Source organism: Acinetobacter sp. UBA801 (assembly GCA_002296655.1).
In the GTDB taxonomy this organism is placed as follows: Bacteria; Pseudomonadota; Gammaproteobacteria; order Pseudomonadales; family Moraxellaceae; genus Acinetobacter.
Map to the genome: position 1 here is coordinate 1 of DBIN01000030.1, position 16,628 is coordinate 16,628.

Annotated in this window: 15 protein-coding genes and 2 pseudogenes; 9 read left to right on the top strand and 8 right to left on the bottom strand. The window is 41.3% G+C overall.

Annotation, left to right across the window (positions count from 1 at the left end):
* Window positions 1–193: 193 nt before the first annotated feature.
* From gyrB to dnaA, 4 genes are all read right to left on the bottom strand, one after another.
* On the bottom strand, window positions 194–2,662 hold the full coding sequence (gene gyrB / locus B2W49_RS06435) for a DNA topoisomerase (ATP-hydrolyzing) subunit B (protein WP_096902032.1): 2,469 nt from the start codon (window positions 2,660–2,662) through the stop codon (window positions 194–196).
* Window positions 2,663–2,705: 43 nt separating this feature from the next.
* Window positions 2,706–3,788: a DNA replication/repair protein RecF gene (gene recF, locus B2W49_RS06440; RefSeq protein WP_291335653.1), complete on the bottom strand. Its 1,083-nt coding sequence runs from the start codon at window positions 3,786–3,788 to the stop codon at window positions 2,706–2,708.
* Window positions 3,789–3,825: 37 nt separating this feature from the next.
* Window positions 3,826–4,974, bottom strand: coding sequence for a DNA polymerase III subunit beta (dnaN, locus tag B2W49_RS06445; RefSeq protein ID WP_291335655.1), 1,149 nt, complete (start codon window positions 4,972–4,974; stop codon window positions 3,826–3,828).
* A 108-nt stretch (window positions 4,975–5,082) separates the two neighbouring features.
* Window positions 5,083–6,459: a chromosomal replication initiator protein DnaA gene (gene dnaA, locus B2W49_RS06450; protein ID WP_096902026.1), complete on the bottom strand. Its 1,377-nt coding sequence runs from the start codon at window positions 6,457–6,459 to the stop codon at window positions 5,083–5,085.
* A gap of 658 nt (window positions 6,460–7,117) precedes the next feature.
* Between dnaA and rpmH the strand changes: the two genes are divergently transcribed.
* From rpmH to B2W49_RS06485, 7 genes and pseudogenes are all read left to right on the top strand, one after another.
* Window positions 7,118–7,252 carry a 50S ribosomal protein L34 gene (rpmH, locus tag B2W49_RS06455; RefSeq protein WP_000831329.1) on the top strand — a complete coding sequence of 45 codons (135 nt, stop codon included), beginning with the start codon at window positions 7,118–7,120 and terminating at the stop codon, window positions 7,250–7,252.
* A 31-nt stretch (window positions 7,253–7,283) separates the two neighbouring features.
* Window positions 7,284–7,676 (top strand): ribonuclease P protein component, encoded by a 393-nt coding sequence (rnpA, locus tag B2W49_RS06460; protein ID WP_096902024.1) that lies wholly within the window; start codon window positions 7,284–7,286, stop codon window positions 7,674–7,676.
* 9 nt (window positions 7,677–7,685) lie between these two features.
* Window positions 7,686–8,006: a membrane protein insertion efficiency factor YidD gene (yidD, locus tag B2W49_RS06465; RefSeq protein WP_096902021.1), complete on the top strand. Its 321-nt coding sequence runs from the start codon at window positions 7,686–7,688 to the stop codon at window positions 8,004–8,006.
* A 5-nt stretch (window positions 8,007–8,011) separates the two neighbouring features.
* Window positions 8,012–9,775 carry a membrane protein insertase YidC gene (yidC, locus tag B2W49_RS06470; protein WP_096902018.1) on the top strand — a complete coding sequence of 588 codons (1,764 nt, stop codon included), beginning with the start codon at window positions 8,012–8,014 and terminating at the stop codon, window positions 9,773–9,775.
* 91 nt (window positions 9,776–9,866) lie between these two features.
* Complete coding sequence (gene mnmE, locus B2W49_RS06475; protein ID WP_291336472.1) at window positions 9,867–11,222, top strand: tRNA uridine-5-carboxymethylaminomethyl(34) synthesis GTPase MnmE; 1,356 nt, start codon at window positions 9,867–9,869, stop codon at window positions 11,220–11,222.
* 267 nt (window positions 11,223–11,489) lie between these two features.
* Window positions 11,490–11,618, top strand: a complete 129-nt coding sequence (locus tag B2W49_RS06480) for a hypothetical protein (protein ID WP_277948953.1) — start codon at window positions 11,490–11,492, stop codon at window positions 11,616–11,618.
* Window positions 11,619–11,690: 72 nt separating this feature from the next.
* Window positions 11,691–11,774 (top strand): annotated as a pseudogene (locus B2W49_RS06485) (DUF1622 domain-containing protein); the annotation flags it as partial.
* 166 nt (window positions 11,775–11,940) lie between these two features.
* Here the strand turns inward: B2W49_RS06485 and B2W49_RS06490 are convergent.
* Window positions 11,941–13,128 (bottom strand): annotated as a pseudogene (locus B2W49_RS06490) (MFS transporter).
* Window positions 13,129–13,231: 103 nt separating this feature from the next.
* A complete protein-coding gene (locus tag B2W49_RS06495; RefSeq protein ID WP_291336508.1) occupies window positions 13,232–13,498 on the bottom strand; it encodes a metal/formaldehyde-sensitive transcriptional repressor in 267 nt (88 codons plus the stop codon).
* Window positions 13,499–13,556: 58 nt separating this feature from the next.
* Here B2W49_RS06495 and dmeF point away from each other — a divergent pair, with 58 nt between their 5' ends.
* The gene (gene dmeF, locus B2W49_RS06500) at window positions 13,557–14,504 is read left to right on the top strand and encodes a CDF family Co(II)/Ni(II) efflux transporter DmeF (protein WP_291336476.1); all 948 of its coding nucleotides are present in this window, start codon (window positions 13,557–13,559) and stop codon (window positions 14,502–14,504) included.
* Window positions 14,505–14,675: 171 nt separating this feature from the next.
* Window positions 14,676–15,323 (top strand): DsbC family protein, encoded by a 648-nt coding sequence (locus B2W49_RS06505; protein ID WP_414630584.1) that lies wholly within the window; start codon window positions 14,676–14,678, stop codon window positions 15,321–15,323.
* A 172-nt stretch (window positions 15,324–15,495) separates the two neighbouring features.
* Here the strand turns inward: B2W49_RS06505 and B2W49_RS06510 are convergent, their stop codons facing one another.
* Entirely contained in the window at window positions 15,496–15,753 is a 258-nt protein-coding gene (locus tag B2W49_RS06510) for a GlsB/YeaQ/YmgE family stress response membrane protein (RefSeq protein WP_291336480.1), read from the bottom strand.
* Window positions 15,754–15,947: 194 nt separating this feature from the next.
* A complete protein-coding gene (gene hpt, locus B2W49_RS06515) occupies window positions 15,948–16,475 on the bottom strand; it encodes a hypoxanthine phosphoribosyltransferase (protein ID WP_291336482.1) in 528 nt (175 codons plus the stop codon).
* Between the last annotated feature and the right edge of the window lie 153 nt (window positions 16,476–16,628).

Below are 16,628 nucleotides of genomic sequence, written 5' to 3' on the forward strand. Positions count from 1 at the left end.
ATTATTTAGACCAATCATCAAAGACTTCATTGATGACTTTATTCTCGATAAAAATCATCTGCTACCACAGAGAATCTATTAATGATAGTGCGTAAGTCCTAAGTTATTTGGATGAATCATGACAACAACAAAAGCCAAACACAAAAAAAGCACTCCGTAGAGTGCTTATGATAATGAGAATGCTTTGGAGGAATTAAGCGTCAATATCTGCATTTAATGCATTTTCTTCAATAAAAGCACGACGTGGTTCTACATCATCGCCCATTAAACAAGAGAACATGCGGTCTGCTTCAATGGCATCATCAATGGTGACTTGCAACATATTGCGGTTTTCTGGGTCCATGGTGGTTTCCCAAAGTTGTTCCGCATTCATTTCACCTAAACCTTTATAGCGCTGAATCATCATGCCACGACGCGAGTCCTGTAAAATGTGTTGCCACACTTGATGGAAATTGTTGACCGAAATTTTACGTTCACCTTTTTCCAAGTATGCACCTTCTTCAAGCAGCGTAAACCAGCTTTTTGAATTTTTCAGCAAACGTGCATATTCAGCTGAACCCAGCAAACCTGTATCTAGTAAATAAGTATGTGGCAAGTTGTGCACATATACCGTGATTCGTGGCCAATACGTTGCCGATTTTTGACCATCTGCATCTTCTTTTTCAAACTGTTCTATACTTAATTCAGGACGCAAACTTGGCTGTAATTGCTCAATGGTTTGACGTAATTGCTCTCCCCATTGTTGTACATACGCCTGATCTGCTGCTTGATCAATTTTAAAGGCATCCAACTCCAATAAACCATCCAACAGACTTGCAGGATAACGTAGCGTTAAACGGCTCAAACTCTTTTGTGAAGTTTGATAATCTGCAATGACTTTAGCTAGAGCCTCGCCACGAATTGCAGGTGCATCAGCACTCACATGTAACTCAAGTTCATCAATCGCATTAGAAATTAGATAGGTTTCTAAAGCATCGTTATCTTTTATGTACTGTTCCTGCTTGCCTTTTTTCAGCTTATACAATGGTGGCTGTGCGATATAAATATGACCGCGCTCGACCAATTCTGGCATTTGACGGAAGAAGAAGGTTAAGAGCAAGGTACGAATGTGTGAACCATCTACGTCGGCATCGGTCATGATGATGATTTTGTGATAACGCAGTTTGTCTGGGTTATATTCTTCACGACCAATACCACAACCCAAAGCGGTAATTAAAGTACCCACTTCTGCCGATGAAATCATCTTGTCAAAACGGGCACGTTCCACATTCAGGATTTTACCTTTTAGTGGCAAAATTGCCTGCATCTTACGGTTACGACCCTGTTTAGCCGAACCACCTGCAGAGTCACCCTCGACTAAATATAATTCAGATAATGCTGGGTCTTTTTCCTGACAGTCGGCCAACTTACCTGGCAAACCTGCAATATCCAAAGCACTCTTACGGCGCGTCATTTCGCGGGCTTTGCGCGCTGCATCACGGGCACGTGCTGCATCAATAATTTTACCTGCGATAGATTTTGCTGCTTGTGGATTTTCCAACAAATATTCAGAGAAAGATTTATTCATGGCCTGCTCAACGGCAGGCTTCACTTCACTCGACACCAGTTTTTCTTTGGTTTGTGATGAGAATTTTGGATCTGGCACTTTGACCGACACAATTGCGGTTAAACCTTCACGTGCATCATCACCCGACACTACAACTTTTTCTTTTTTTAGAATATTTTCACTTTCCATGTAGTTATTTAAACCACGGGTCAGCGCAGCACGGAAACCTGCCAAGTGCGTTCCACCATCTTTTTGTGGAATGTTATTGGTAAAGCAACGTACGTTTTCCTGATAGGAATCATTCCATTGCAAGGCAACTTCTACGGTAATTCCGTTTTCAGCCTGCGAGGTGAAATGGAAAATCTCATTCAGATGGGTTTTGCCTGCATTGATATATTTCACAAATTCAGACAAACCACCTTCATAGTCAAAAATGTGTTCTAAATTGACACGTTCATCACGCAGTACAATACGCACGCCCGCGTTTAAGAAAGACAGTTCACGCAAACGGCGTGCCAAAATATCCACATTAAAAATGGTTTGGCTAAAGGTTTCAGCACTTGGCCAAAACCGCACAGTCGTACCTGATTGATTAGTTTCACCGACCACTTTCAGAGGATATTGCGGATCACCATGACGGTATTCCTGTTCATAAATTTGACCCGAACGTTTAATCGTTAATTCAAGTTTACTCGATAAAGCGTTGACCACTGACACACCAACGCCGTGCAAACCGCCCGAGACTTTATAACTGTTGTCATCAAATTTACCGCCTGCGTGCAAAATGGTCAGAATGACCTCTGCCGCAGAGACACCTTCTTCAGGGTGAATATCAGTTGGAATACCACGACCATTGTCAGATACACTGACAGATTCATCTTCATGGATAGTCACCAAAATTTCATCACAATGACCTGCCAAAGCTTCATCAATAGCATTATCGACTACCTCGAACACCATGTGATGCAAACCTGTACCATCATCTGTATCACCGATATACATGCCTGGGCGTTTACGAACTGCATCTAGGCCACGCAATACTTTGATACTAGAGGAATCATAAGCCTTTTCATTGGTTTGTTCTGTAGTAGAGACAGATTGATCTTCTGAACTCATGGTTTCTCCCTAGTGAAAAATAGGTCTATCCAAAGATAAAAAATTATTGCTCAACAGCCTGCACCGTTCCGTGATCGACCTGAAACAAACGATAAGGAATCGACAACGCTTGTAAGTGTTGTTGCACGGATTGATGATCTAAAGTGGTAATAAAAACTTGACTACCCAATTGGCTTAATCGTTCAATTAAACGTTGTTGTGCGCTTAAATCTAATTCTGCTGTCAGATCATCTAATAATACCACAGTTTCCTTATTAGACGCATGCAGCATTGCAATCTGTGACAGTTTTAATGCCATAATCAATAGCTTTTTCTGCCCACGTGACAACACCACATCAGCATCGCCCATTGGGGTTTTTAAACGCAAATCGGCACGGTGTGGCCCATATTCTGTATAGCGACGTTCCACATCTTTTTGATGGTAATTACACAGATCATTCAACAAGCCTGTTTCGGTATGAAAGCCTGCGCTGTATTCCAAACTGATGTTTAAATCAGGCAATAAACACTGTAAATCTTGCGCAAAAAATTGCTGCCATTGTTCCACTGTTCCCAAACGCTGCCGATGCAAAATCTCACCATAATCACTGAGCATTTTGTTCCACGGTTCTAAGTCTGACAGAGTTAAATGTCGCTGTGATTTAAGCAGACTATTACGCTGTTTTAAGGCACGTGAATAATATTGCCAAGCGTGATAAAACTCTGGTTCCACGTGGAACATCAACCAGTCCAGCAGTTGTCGCCGTGGTTTTGCACCATGGTCAATAATATCTGTACTGAGTGGATCAATATATTGTAAAGGTAGAATTTTAGCCAACTGTCCTTGGGTCGCAACAGGGTCGCCATTGACCTTAATCAACTGCTCACCCGATGCCATTTTTTGCATACCAATTTTTTCAGTCAATGACTGGGCAAATACAATCGCATCTTGGCTGCTGTTCTGAATGTAATTTTTAGGAATATGGGTGCGAAAAGAACGCCCTGTTGCCAACAAATGAATGGCTTCTAAAATCGAGGTTTTACCCGAACCATTTTGTCCATAAAAGACGTTAAACGGCTGCAACTCATGAAGTGCAACCGCTTTTAAGTTCCGAACACGCTCGATATGTAAACGCGTAATATGCATGATTCAGCTAGATTTAATCTTGAAATAAATCGCTCACTTAAACACGCATAGGCATCACAACATAGGTTTGATCTAGATGTGCTGGATCTTGTACCAATACCGATTGATTGGCTTCGGTCATTGTCATTGATACATCATCGCCATCTAATGCCCCTAAGACGTCCAATAAATATTGTGCGTTAAATGACATTTCTAACGGTGAATCGGCATATTGAATCGCTAAATCTTCAATTGCTTCATCTTGTTCTGGGTTATTGGCACGTAATTGCAGGGTGTCCGTACTAAAATTCAGGAATACGCCACGCAATTTTTCATTACTTAAAATCGCCACACGTTGTAAAGATTGTTTAAATACATCATGTGCGATTAGCACGTTTTTATCGCCACCACGCGGAATCACACGGCGATAATCGGGGAACTTACCATCAATTAATTTAGTGGTAAAACGCACAGTTATCTCCGCTTGTTCTTTGTCACGACTTGGCGTACGAATGGTCACGTTTAATAGTTCACGGCCAATTAACAATGCCAATTGCTCGTCTTCAATACTCAGCAAACGCTGCAATTCAGCCACTGCTTTACGTGGCACTATGGCTTGAATTAATTGAGTAGTTGTCGAAGAAGCTGCTGTTTCACATAAAGCCAAACGGTGACCGTCTGTGGTCACAGCACGCAATTGATTTTCATCGATTTCTAGCAAAGTACCCGTTAAATAAAAGCGTACATCCTGCACCGCCATAGCAAACGCAGTTTTTTCAAACAAACGCTTCAGCTCGCGCTCCGTGACCGTCACTTGCGTGCCTTGGGCATTTTCTGTAGCCAATAATGGATAATCTTCTGCTGGCAAAGTGCCCAGTACAAAGCGGCTATTGCCTGATTTTAAAATACAGCGCTGATCTTCAGTAATTTGTAAATCAATCAAAGCTGCGCTTGGCAAAGATTTACAAATATCCATCAGTTTACGTGCAGGTACCGTGGTTTCCCCTGCTTGTAAACATGCCCCTTCGGTCAGATTCGTGCTGGCAACCAACTCCACTTCCAAGTCCGAACCAGTAATGATTAAGGCTTGCTCGGTCACTTGAACTTTGACATTGGATAAAATATTTAAGGTATGGCGACGTTCAACCGCTCCTACGACATGTGACAGAACATTCAGTAAGCTTTCTTTCGCGATTTTTAAACGCACGGTACATTCCTCTAACAACTGAAGATTGGAGTATAAAATAGTTTTTTTAGCAGTGTACTATGCGGCAAAAGCTGCCGCATGGCAAGAACAGAATTTGAGCAAATTCATTCAACTTTGCAACAATCGTTGCAGGTTTTTATAGTCTTCGTTAAAGATCGGATCTTCTTCACGCAGGCTTTGTACTTTTTCGCAGGCATGCATTACGGTACTGTGATCGCGCCCGCCAAATGCCATACCTATTTCAGGGAAACTGTCGCCTGTAAGTTCACGTGCCAAGCCCATCGCCAACTGACGTGGACGCGCATAAATACGGGTACGTTTTGGCCCCACCAATTCTTTGAGTGGAATACGGAAATATTCACTCACCACCCGCTGAATATTTTCGGTACTGATGGTACGAGCGCGAATTGCCAAGACATCTTTTAAAGATTCACGCACCACATCTAGATCAATTGGTGTGCCTTTAAAACGGGAAATTGCCACCACTTTATTGAGTGCGCCTTCGAGTTCACGCACATTGGCCACAACTTGCTGGGCAATAAATAAAGCACAGTTGCGTGGTAAATCCACGGCGCTGCTTTCAGCTTTCTTTAATAAAATTTCAATTCGGGTTTCAATATCTGGCGGTTCTACTCCAACTGATAAACCCCAAGAAAAACGTGACACCAAACGTGCATCCAATTCGGTTAATTCTTTTGGATAACGGTCTGAAGTCAAAATAATTTGTTTAGATTCGTCCAATAAAGCGTTAAAGGTGTAAAAAAACTCGACCAAACTGGCTTCTTTACCCGCCAATAAATGAATGTCATCCACCAATAACAAATCTAAAGAGCGGCAGTTTTTCTTAAATTCCTCAACCTTGCCCTGCTGCAAAGAGCTGACAAAATCCTGCACAAAACTTTCTGCAGTCATGTACATGACCCGCGCATTCGGTTTGGCTTGTAATAAAGCATTGCCCACCGCTTGCATCAAGTGAGTTTTACCCAAACCTGTTGGGCCATACAAAAATAATGGGTTGTGCTGTGAAGCTCCCAATTGAGTTAATACCTTGCGACAGGTTTCTGCAGCCATTTGATTCGATCGACCTTCCACAAATAAGGAAAAGGTAAATAACGGATTGAGTTGGCGTTTACGGCTTTTGGCAGAACTTTCTTCTTTTTCACGTTTAGGCTTGGCCACAGGCACAGGGCTAGATTCCAATGCAGCAGTGGTGGTCGCAGGTTGCTCACTGGCCGATAAAATCGCACCTGGGCGCGAATCGACTAAAATCTCGACCTTACGCACGCGTCCCTCAGACAACTGCTCTGCCAAAATGGTAATCAATTCCAGATGATGCTCTTGAATGTAACGCGTCCAATAAGGATTAGGCGCATAAAGTTTTAATGTATCTTCAACTTCTTCTGCCACCAATGGGCGAATCCACATTGTAAAGACATTTCCAGAGAGCTCTTGTCGCAAGCGATTTAAGCAGTCCGTCCAAAGCATGTGAAACCCCTATCTAATCCATTTATAAATTTAAAGCATCTCTCGACCGCCTGAGCGGGTCGCCATTCTAACCAAGTTATCCACATCTGTCATGACAAAATCAGCAAAATCGCTCAAAAAAGGAATCATTAAACCTGAATTTAAATTTAAATGCGGTGTGGATAAGTTTATCCGCAAGGTGTGGATAAAATATAGCACAAAGTTATCCACAAAGTATTAAAATCATAAAAACATGGATATCCACAATCCAAAATTTTGTTTTATAACGTAAAAAATAGGTTTTCAACAGAAAAACGCTTCCCTAATAATAATAAATTTAAATTTATAAATTTGAATTTATTTATAAGAGCCGCTGCAACTGTGGATAATTCAATCAGAGTTAAATTTAAATTCAAAACTCAGAATTCTAAAATTAAACAGCATAGCTTGTGGATAATTGTGTGAATAATATTGTTAATAACTTATTAGTCAAGTATAAACAACCATTTATCTTGTGTATGCTTTGTTTTGTTCAATCAATCAGTACGTTGAGCTCAAGCCTGCTGAGAGAGAAAAATTTAGGCTTATTTTGCAAGAAACCGTGTTTTTCATTGACAGCTCAAGCAATGAGCACTAAAATCGCGGACCTTTATAGAAAGATCATTTTTGGAGTTTCGATATGAAACGTACATTTCAACCATCTGAATTAAAGCGTAAGCGCGTTCATGGTTTCCGTGCTCGTATGGCTACTAAAGCTGGTCGTCAAGTATTGGCTCGCCGTCGTGCAAAAGGTCGTCACAGCTTAACTGTTTAATACAGTCACGCTGAATCGACTCTTGGGTGTTATGACAACACTTTATGGCTTCAGCACAGAGTTGAGATTACGCTGTGCTGCCGATTATAAAGGTGTGTTTGATGGTGCGCTTTTTAAAGTGCATCAACCCCATTTCTTATTTCTTGCAAAACATTCCGAACTGCCGAATAGCCGTTTGGGGCTTGTCGTTGCAAAAAAGAAAGTGCGTCGTGCACACGAACGAAATCGAGTAAAACGACTTGCTCGCGAAAGTTTTCGCTTACACCAACAGCAATTAAATGACTTAGATATTGTGGTCATGCCCAAAGTTGGGATAGATACGGTATCTAATGCGGAATTGCATCAGCAATTACAATTTGCTTGGCAAAAGTTGCAACGTCTTGCCAAAAAGCATTCAAAAATAGCTCCCTCCCCACAAAAGTAGAGATGGCCAATGGTACGTTTACTGCATTGGTTGATACGTTTCTATCAGATCGCGATTAGTCCTTTATTGGGACCACGCTGTCGCTATATTCCAACATGTTCTCAATATTCTTTGGAAGCAGTGCATACGCATGGTGCTGTACGTGGTGTGTGGCTGGCTACAAAACGTATTTGTCGTTGTCATCCGTGGGGTGGTTCGGGCTATGATCCAGTCCCGCCAAAAGTCATTCGTTTTATTTCATTTCAGCAAATAGATTCTCAAACGCATCACATTCATGTACCCTTTCGTGATCGTTTATTGAACCAAAATCACTCTAACCACTTGGGGTAATAGATATGCAACAATGGGCCAGGTTTGCAATTCTCGGGGCCATGTTTGTCGTCGCATATTTGCTCATTTTGGCGTGGCAAAAAGATTATGGAAATGCTGAAACAGCACCGCAGCAAAAAACTGCCGTTGTTTCGCATGAAGTATCTGCAGATTTGCCGAATGGCCAAACGGCTACAGCAGCTTCTGATGTACCGCAAGCAAATATTCCTGCACAGCAAACAACCGATGCCACAGCACCTGTAAGTCAGCAGCTTATTTCAGTACAAACTGACCTTTATCATCTTTGGATCAATCCGAAAGGTGGTGATATTGTTCGTGTTGAATTACTCAATCATGACAAAAATAAAGACAGTGACGAACCTTTCGTCATGCTGGAAAGCGATGCTAAGCGCACCTATGTCGCGCAATCTGGGTTGATCGGGCTGAATGGTCCAGACAGTAGCCGTAATGGCCGCCCAAGCTATGAAATTGAAAAATCGACTTATAGCTTAGCCGATGCCAAAGAAAGCAAAAATAAAGCGGGTGAAACAGTTAAAACTTTAACTGTCCCAATGGTATATAAAACTGCCGATGGTGTAGAAATCATCAAAACCTTTAGTTTTACTGAAGGTGAATATCCTGTGCTGGTGAATCACAAGGTGATTAACCGCAGCAGCCAAAACTGGCAAGGTCAGATGTTTGGTCAGCTAAAACGGGATAATTCAGACGATCCTGGTAAGTCAGATCAAGGTATTTTTACCTTGGGGACTTTCCTTGGCGGCGCATGGGGAACACCTGAAGAACACTACAACAAGTTGAAATTTGAAAATTTTAATGATGAAAAATTGAATGTTGAAGCGACTGGCGGTTGGGTGGCAATAGTTCAGCATTACTTTGTGAGTGCTTGGGTTCCGGGTCAGTTAAAATTGACACAGGCTGATGGTCAACCGTATGCAGCAAAGTTGGAATCACGTAAATCTAGCGATGAAATGAACATTATTGGCTTTACCTCGCCAACCATTAATGTGCCTGCAGGTACGGTGGCAGAAGTTGATGCGACCTTCTACTCTGGTCCAAAAATTCAGTCTGAATTGAAAGATTTGGCTACAGGTTTGAACCAAACTGTGGATTATGGCTGGTTATGGCCAATTGCAAAATTATTGTTTATTGGTTTGCAATTTTTCCATGGCTTAGTGGGCAACTGGGGTTGGTCAATCATCTTATTAACCATTCTTGTCAAACTGATTCTTTGGCCGTTATCGTCTAAGAGTTATCGTTCTATGGCGAAAATGCGTGTGATTGCACCAGAAATGCAGCGCATGAAAGAGGAATTTGGCGAAGACCGGATGCGTTTCTCGCAAGAAATGATGGCACTTTATAAACGTGAACAAGTAAATCCACTGTCTGGTTGTTTGCCATTGTTATTACAAATGCCAATTTTCCTTGCCTTGTACTGGGTATTGATGGAATCGGTAGAGTTACGCCATGCACCGTGGTTAGGTTGGATTCAAGACTTATCGGCAATGGACCCTTGGTTTATCTTACCATTGTTGATGGGTGTGACCATGTATGTTCAACAAATGTTGAACCCACAGCCAACAGATCCAATGCAGGCAAAAATCTTCCGCATTATGCCTGTGGTATTTACCGTGTTCTTATTGTTCTTCCCTGCAGGTTTAGTCCTGTACTGGATTGTCAACAACTTGATTACGATTTTGCAGCAAAGCTTGATCAACAAAAGTGTTGAAAAAGACCGCGCTAAACGAGAAGAAACAACTCCAGCCAATTAAGTATGGCTGAGCTGCTGAATAAATCCGCTTAAGATGGTAATCTTAGGCGGATTTTTCTTTGCATGTATTTTGAAAGTTTTAGGTGAATTTTATGTATAACCGCAGCACCATTGCCGCAATCGCGACTCCACCTGGCCGTGGTGGTGTGGGGGTGATTCGCTTGTCGGGGCCAAAAGCCTATGCGATTGCCGCAGCCTTGACTCAAAAAGACTTGCCCAAAGCGCGTTATGCAGGTTTTCGTCATTTTTTCGATGCAGCCGATGAAGTTATGGATGAAGGTTTGGTGATTTGTTTCCCAAATCCTCATTCATTTACTGGCGAAGATGTAGTGGAACTACAAGGGCATGGTGGACCAGTGATTCAAAATGCCTTATTGGCACGTTTACTGGAACTCGGCGCAACGGCTGCCAAAGCGGGTGAATTCTCGATGCGCGCCTTTGAAAATGGCAAGTTAGATTTGGCGCAGGCCGAAGCCATTGCCGATTTAATTGATGCCACCTCACAAGCCGCTGCGCGTTCTGCAGTGCGCTCCCTTCAAGGGGCTTTTTCCACCAAAGTGAATACCGTGTTGGAACAGTTAATTCACATACGTTTGCATGTTGAAGCTGCCATTGATTTTCCTGAAGAAGAAATTGACTTTTTGGCTGATGGGAAAATCCTCAAATTACTAGATGAAGTGGCTGCTTCTGTGACTGCTGTGCAACAGTCTGCGCGTCAGGGACAATTGTTGCGTGAAGGTTTACAGGTGGTGATTGCAGGCAAACCCAATGCGGGTAAATCCTCCCTACTCAATGCCTTGGCTGGCATTGAACGTGCGATTGTGACCGATATTGCGGGCACTACACGTGACGTATTGCATGAAAAAATTACCTTGAATGGCTTACCAATTACCCTGACTGATACTGCAGGTTTACGTGAAACAGGTGATATTGTGGAGCAGGAAGGGATTCGCCGTGCGATGAAAGAAATTGAACAGGCAGATTTATTGTTATTGGTCTATGACTTGAGTCAAAACGAAGATCCGTTGCAATTGGCACAGCATTATTTTGCTCATCATATTGAACCGAAGCGCTTAATGTTAATTGGCAACAAATGTGATTTAACTGGTGTACAAGCTGCAATCTCAGATTTTAATGGTTTTAGACATATTACTGTGTCGGCCAAGCAAGAAACAGGTGTTCAATCGCTCATAGAGGCGATTACAGCGCATGCAGGCTTTCAGCCCGAAGAAGATACCTTTATTGCACGTACTCGTCATTTAGATGCAATGAAGCGCACGCAGCAGTATTTGGCTGAGGCACGTGAGCAATTGGTGGTCTATCATGCGGGGGAATTGGTGGCCGAGTCATTACGTCTTGCGCAAAATGCTTTGGGTGAGATCACTGGCGATTTCTCTGCAGATGATTTGTTGGGTAAGATTTTTGGATCGTTTTGTATCGGAAAATGATTTTAGCGATTACTTCCTGATTTGATATAAAAAAGCATTAAGTTTTAGTGGCTTAGTGCTTTTTTTATTTTTCTGGTATTTAATATAAATTTTTATAAAAAAGCACTTTGCAAATTTTCTAGTATCCTTTTAGTCACAAGCGTTGGTTCAAATCCCATCAGTCTTTTTAAACCACAGCATTTAAAGCTATGATGAGAAAATAATCAAAAATTGGCGCTCAATTCAATCCTAAATGCACGAGATGAAATCTCTGATGGAGGTTTTTGGATGTTTGAACTGGCTTTTTTACGTGAAATACTCATTTCTTCGGTTCATTTTCTGCAATTGTCACTCGAAACTATTTCTGTGATTTGCGTGGTGATTGGTCAGCTTAAAACTTTATGGGTGCTGGTTTAATTAAAATCAGGGCGTACTGCACGTTATTGTTTTGGGGATTGGCTTGCGACGGCGCTTGAATTTCAGTTAGCTACAGATATTTTAGCCACTACGGTAGATCCAGATTTAGATAGCCTGATTAAATTGGCGATTATTGCCGTCATTCGAACTTTTTGAATTATTTTTTGACCAAAGAGTTAGAGCATCAAGCCATCAATGAAAAATAATGGCTGCTGAGTTTGAGATCAAAACAGAAGACATAGTTCAATTTCTTTACAAGGTTTGAATAAACTCAGCTGATTCAAACCTTGTCCTGATTTTAACTTTTAGTTTAGGTAAAAACTCATCCTAAAACAGGTTTGTTCTGCAACTGGCGATACCAAATAATGATGTAGCCACATAGTAAGCAGATGGCTGCACAAAAGCTAAGCACGGCAGTGGTTAACCCAAAATGATCGGCCAAATAACCCACTGCAATAATTGGCAGAATTGTGCCTAAATAGCCCACAAATAAATAGGTTGACATCACTGCCGCACGATTCTGTAGATTGGTCATGGCATGAATTAAGCCAAAAGCGCCAATCAATGCCAAACCATGTCCTATTCCTAGCAGTACATCACTGACAAAAAATAGAAAACTCCAATGTAAATACATGCATGCACCGAGTACCAATAAACTGAATAACAGCAAATACAGCCCATAATTTAGGCATTTTTGTGCAGGAATAGCTTTGGAAAAATACTGCACCAATGCTGAAATCAGCAAAATACTGGTGATAGCCAAACCACTGACTAAAGGCCCGTGCCACGGAATAATCACTTGCACAAAAGATGGAGAGAGCGAAGCAAATAAACTAAATGCAGCAAAGACACAGAATGCGGTTAAACCCGTAATATAAAATTCTGCATGAAAGCGTGGTTCTGGGCGTTCTAATTTTGGGGCAATCGAGAAGGTTTGTGGCGTAAATTCAGGTGGTGCTAAACGTAATAATCCAATAAAACACAGTACTGCACCCAAAATGACTGGAATATATGGACTAAACAAAGGCGCTGCTGAAAATTGTGCCACACCACCACCGAGCAAAGGACCTAAGCCAAATCCGACTGCGGTAATGACTGAACTGAGCTGTGGTGCATGCGCTTTATGTGATTGGGGGATACTCCACATTAAGCCAATTAACGCCGATGTGGTCATCAGACCTGAAGCAATCCCAATCACAAAACGCCCCGAAGCAAGCTAAAGCGCATTAGTGGCAAACATTGACAGAATTAGTCCGAGGGTGATGATGACTAAACCCAGTTCTAGGGTTTTTAAGAAGCCAATACTGTTGCTGGTACGCCCTAAAAAAAGCAAGGTGGCCAAACAACCGAGCATATACGCCACAAAAATGAAGGTGATATGGCTGGGTAAAAGCTGCCACAGTTCCTGATAAATTGGATATAGCGGGCTTACAAGTGCCGTGCCCATGGTGCCAATAATCAGGGCGAGGCTGATCATCACAAAAGGATGCCAAGATTGAGATTGAGTCATAAAAAACTCGATTGATGGCTAAACTGTTGAGTTTAGTCTCATATAGTGAGAAATATCACTCAGTGTAAAGATAAGCCTTGAATCTGGTCAAGCCTATTTGTGTTTAAGCATAGCGTTTTAGCAGTTTCATAAACTCTTCCAGTTCATGTTCATCAATCGCGCATTGATCACCAATCACATGATGACGCAAATGCGATTCGATTAACTCATTCATCAAACCATTGACCGCACCTTTAATAGCTGCGACTTGTTGTAAAACTTCAATACAGCCATGTTCAGGATTGTGAAGTGCTTGTTGCACTGCCCCAATTTGCCCTTGTAGACGTTTGACGCGATTTAAAATTTTCTTATCTGCATGTAAATGACCCAACACATCACCTCAATTTCTATATACTCTATGGGAGTATATTTAACAATGATTTCCCATTATGCGTCAGCAACACTCTCATCGTATTCATCCACATCAATTCGATCAAGGCAATCCGCTGGCGCAGAAAAAAATATTATATGCGGCTTTGCTGACGGCTGTCATGATGTTCTTGGAAATCTTGGGTGGTTGGATTTTTCACTCCATGGCTTTGCTGGCGGATGGCTGGCACATGAGTTCACACATGCTAGCGTTAGGCTTGGCTTATTTAGCCTATCGGGCAGCACGTCATTATGCAGCCGATACGCGGTTTAGTTTTGGTACATGGAAAATTGAAATTTTAGCTGGCTATAGCAGTGCCATTTTATTGTTGGTGGTGGCTGCATTTATGGCAATTCACTCTATCGAGCGTTTATTTTTTCCTGTCGATATTCAGTATAACCAAGCTATTCCAATTGCAATTTTAGGGTTATTGATCAATTTGATTTGTGCATGGTTATTACATGAAGATGATCACCATCACCATCACCATCACCATCATGAGCATACGCATGATAGCCATGACCTGAATCAGAAAGCTGCCTTTATGCATGTGGTGGCAGATGCGGTGACTTCAATTTTTGCAATTATTGCTTTAATTGCGGGTAAATATTGGGGTTGGGATTTTCTAGATGCACTGTTAGGTATTGTTGGTTCAATTTTAGTGGCGCGTTGGGCAATAGGTTTGATGCAGGAAACAGGAAAAATATTGCTGGATGCAGAAATGGATCATCCTGTGGTGGATGAAATTCGTGAAGTGATTGCAGAGTTACCAGTCAGTGTGATGATTACAGACTTGCATGTTTGGAAAGTTGGACTGGGTAAATTTTCCTGTATTTTGGCATTGGAAACCGCACACGATTTAGACGCAGATCAAGTCCGCACTGCCCTCGCCATTCATGAAGAAATTGTCCATATTTCAGTAGAAATTAATCTACTATCAGGCTTGAAGGTTCCACGTGAAACCTAAAGCGTTGCATAGCAAAAACGAGTTGTAGCAATTGCGTAATTCTGGCTTAAAAATACTGAATTCTGTGCAGCTTTCAGCTTAGAATCAGGCTAAATTTAATTTATTTAGATGAAACACATGATTAAACAATTGAGTTTAGCTGCCTTAATAGGATTATGCAGCGCCGTGAGCATGGCCGATGTTGCAACGGTTAGCAAAAATGTCAAACAACAGCATCCGCAACTGAAATTAGACAATATTCAAGCCACAGAAATGAAAGGTATTTACAGTGCCTCTATGGATGGTCAAGTGGTGTATTTGAATGAAGATGCGCAACATATTTTGGCGGGTTCCATGATTCGTTTAAAGGATCAGCATAACCTGACCAAAGATTTATTGATCCAACAAAATAGTGTCGATTGGAAAAAGCTACCGCTACAAGATGCAATCAAAAATGTGCGAGGTACGGGAAAACGTCAGATTGCGATCTTTTCTGACCCAAATTGCCCATATTGTAAACAGCTTGAGGCTGAACTGAAAAAGCTGGACAACATTACAATCTATACCTTTATTTTGCCATTAAAAGCGCAATCTGTCGCACCGTCTAAACAGGTGTACTGTGAGAAAAACCCTGCACTTGCTTGGGAAAACCTGATCACAAAAGCACAATTGCCTACAAGTCAAACCAGTTGTGCTAACCCTGTAGAACGCAACATGGCTTTAGCACATCGTTTAGGCGTAAACGGTACGCCAGCGATTATTTTCTCGAATGGCTTTAAAGTCATGGGAGCTTATCCTGCAGCACAAATTGAACAGATTTTTAAAGAATTCGGTCTTTAAGAACGGCTATTTTGATCTGATATTGGCACCTACAGTTATAACGTGTATCTCAGAACAAACCTAAAACTTGTGATTGCAAACTAGATATAAAAAACCGCCTTAATTTTTAGGCGGTTTTTTATATGAGAATAGACAGTGTTTGATAGAAAAATAACAGTCGTTAACACATTATTTAAGCACGTGATTTTTTCATAAAAGTATTATAAATAAACAGAATAATCACCGCACCAATGATGGAAGCAATAAAACCTGCGGCAGAACCATCACCATACAATCCCATCATGCGCCCTGCATATGTTGCTAATAAAGATCCTGCAATCCCGAGTAAGGTGGTGACAATAAACCCTGCTTTGTCATCTCCAGGATGAATCGCACGAGCGATTAAACCTGCAATAAAACCCACTACAATTGCGACAATTAATGACCACATGAGCAGCTCCTTGTTATCTTTGTTTATGTTTTACATCATGTTTCAGACTTATATTTGCTGAAAAATTCCAAGGAAAATAGTCGAATAATGCTACAGCATGTTGTGTTTTTGTCCTGTTAGATAGATGAAGTGCAAATTTTAGCCATAAAAAAGTGATCTAAAACGATCACTTTTTAAAGCGAGGCGTGTTTGTTTTATAAGCCAATTTCGCCAATAAACGGAATATGACGATATTTTTGGTCATAATCTAAGCCATAACCGACAATAAACTTATCTTCAATTTCAAAGCCCATAAATTTAACTTCAAGTTCAATTTCACGGCGTGATGGCTTGCTAATTAAGGTACATAGCTCAATTGAATTTGGCTCGCGGGTTTGCAAAATTTCCATCACTTTATTTAAGGTGTTGCCCGAGTCGATAATATCTTCAACTACCAAGACATCTTTACCGCGAATTTCACCATCTAAATCTTTTAAAATTTTCACATCACGTGATGATACAGTGCCCCCGCCGTAGCTAGATACAGTCATAAAATCTAGTTCATGCGGCTTGTGAATGGTGCGGCATAAATCTGCCATGAACAACACAGAGCCACGTAATAAGCCAATTAAAACCAACTCTTTGTCGCTATTGGCATAGTGAGCATTAATTTTTTGACCAAGTTCCTGAACTTTTGTTTGGATTTCTTCTACAGAAATCAAAACCTGCATTTCAACTGTCATGGGTAGATACCTAAAAAGCAAAAATAAAAAAGGTGTTGACCTGCAACACCCCAAAATATGCTCTAATTTTAATATATCTTGCGCGATGTTGCACGTGCTTGCATGGTTAAAATAGCATCATTTTTGTGCTGAATGAGAATCTGAGCGTAACAA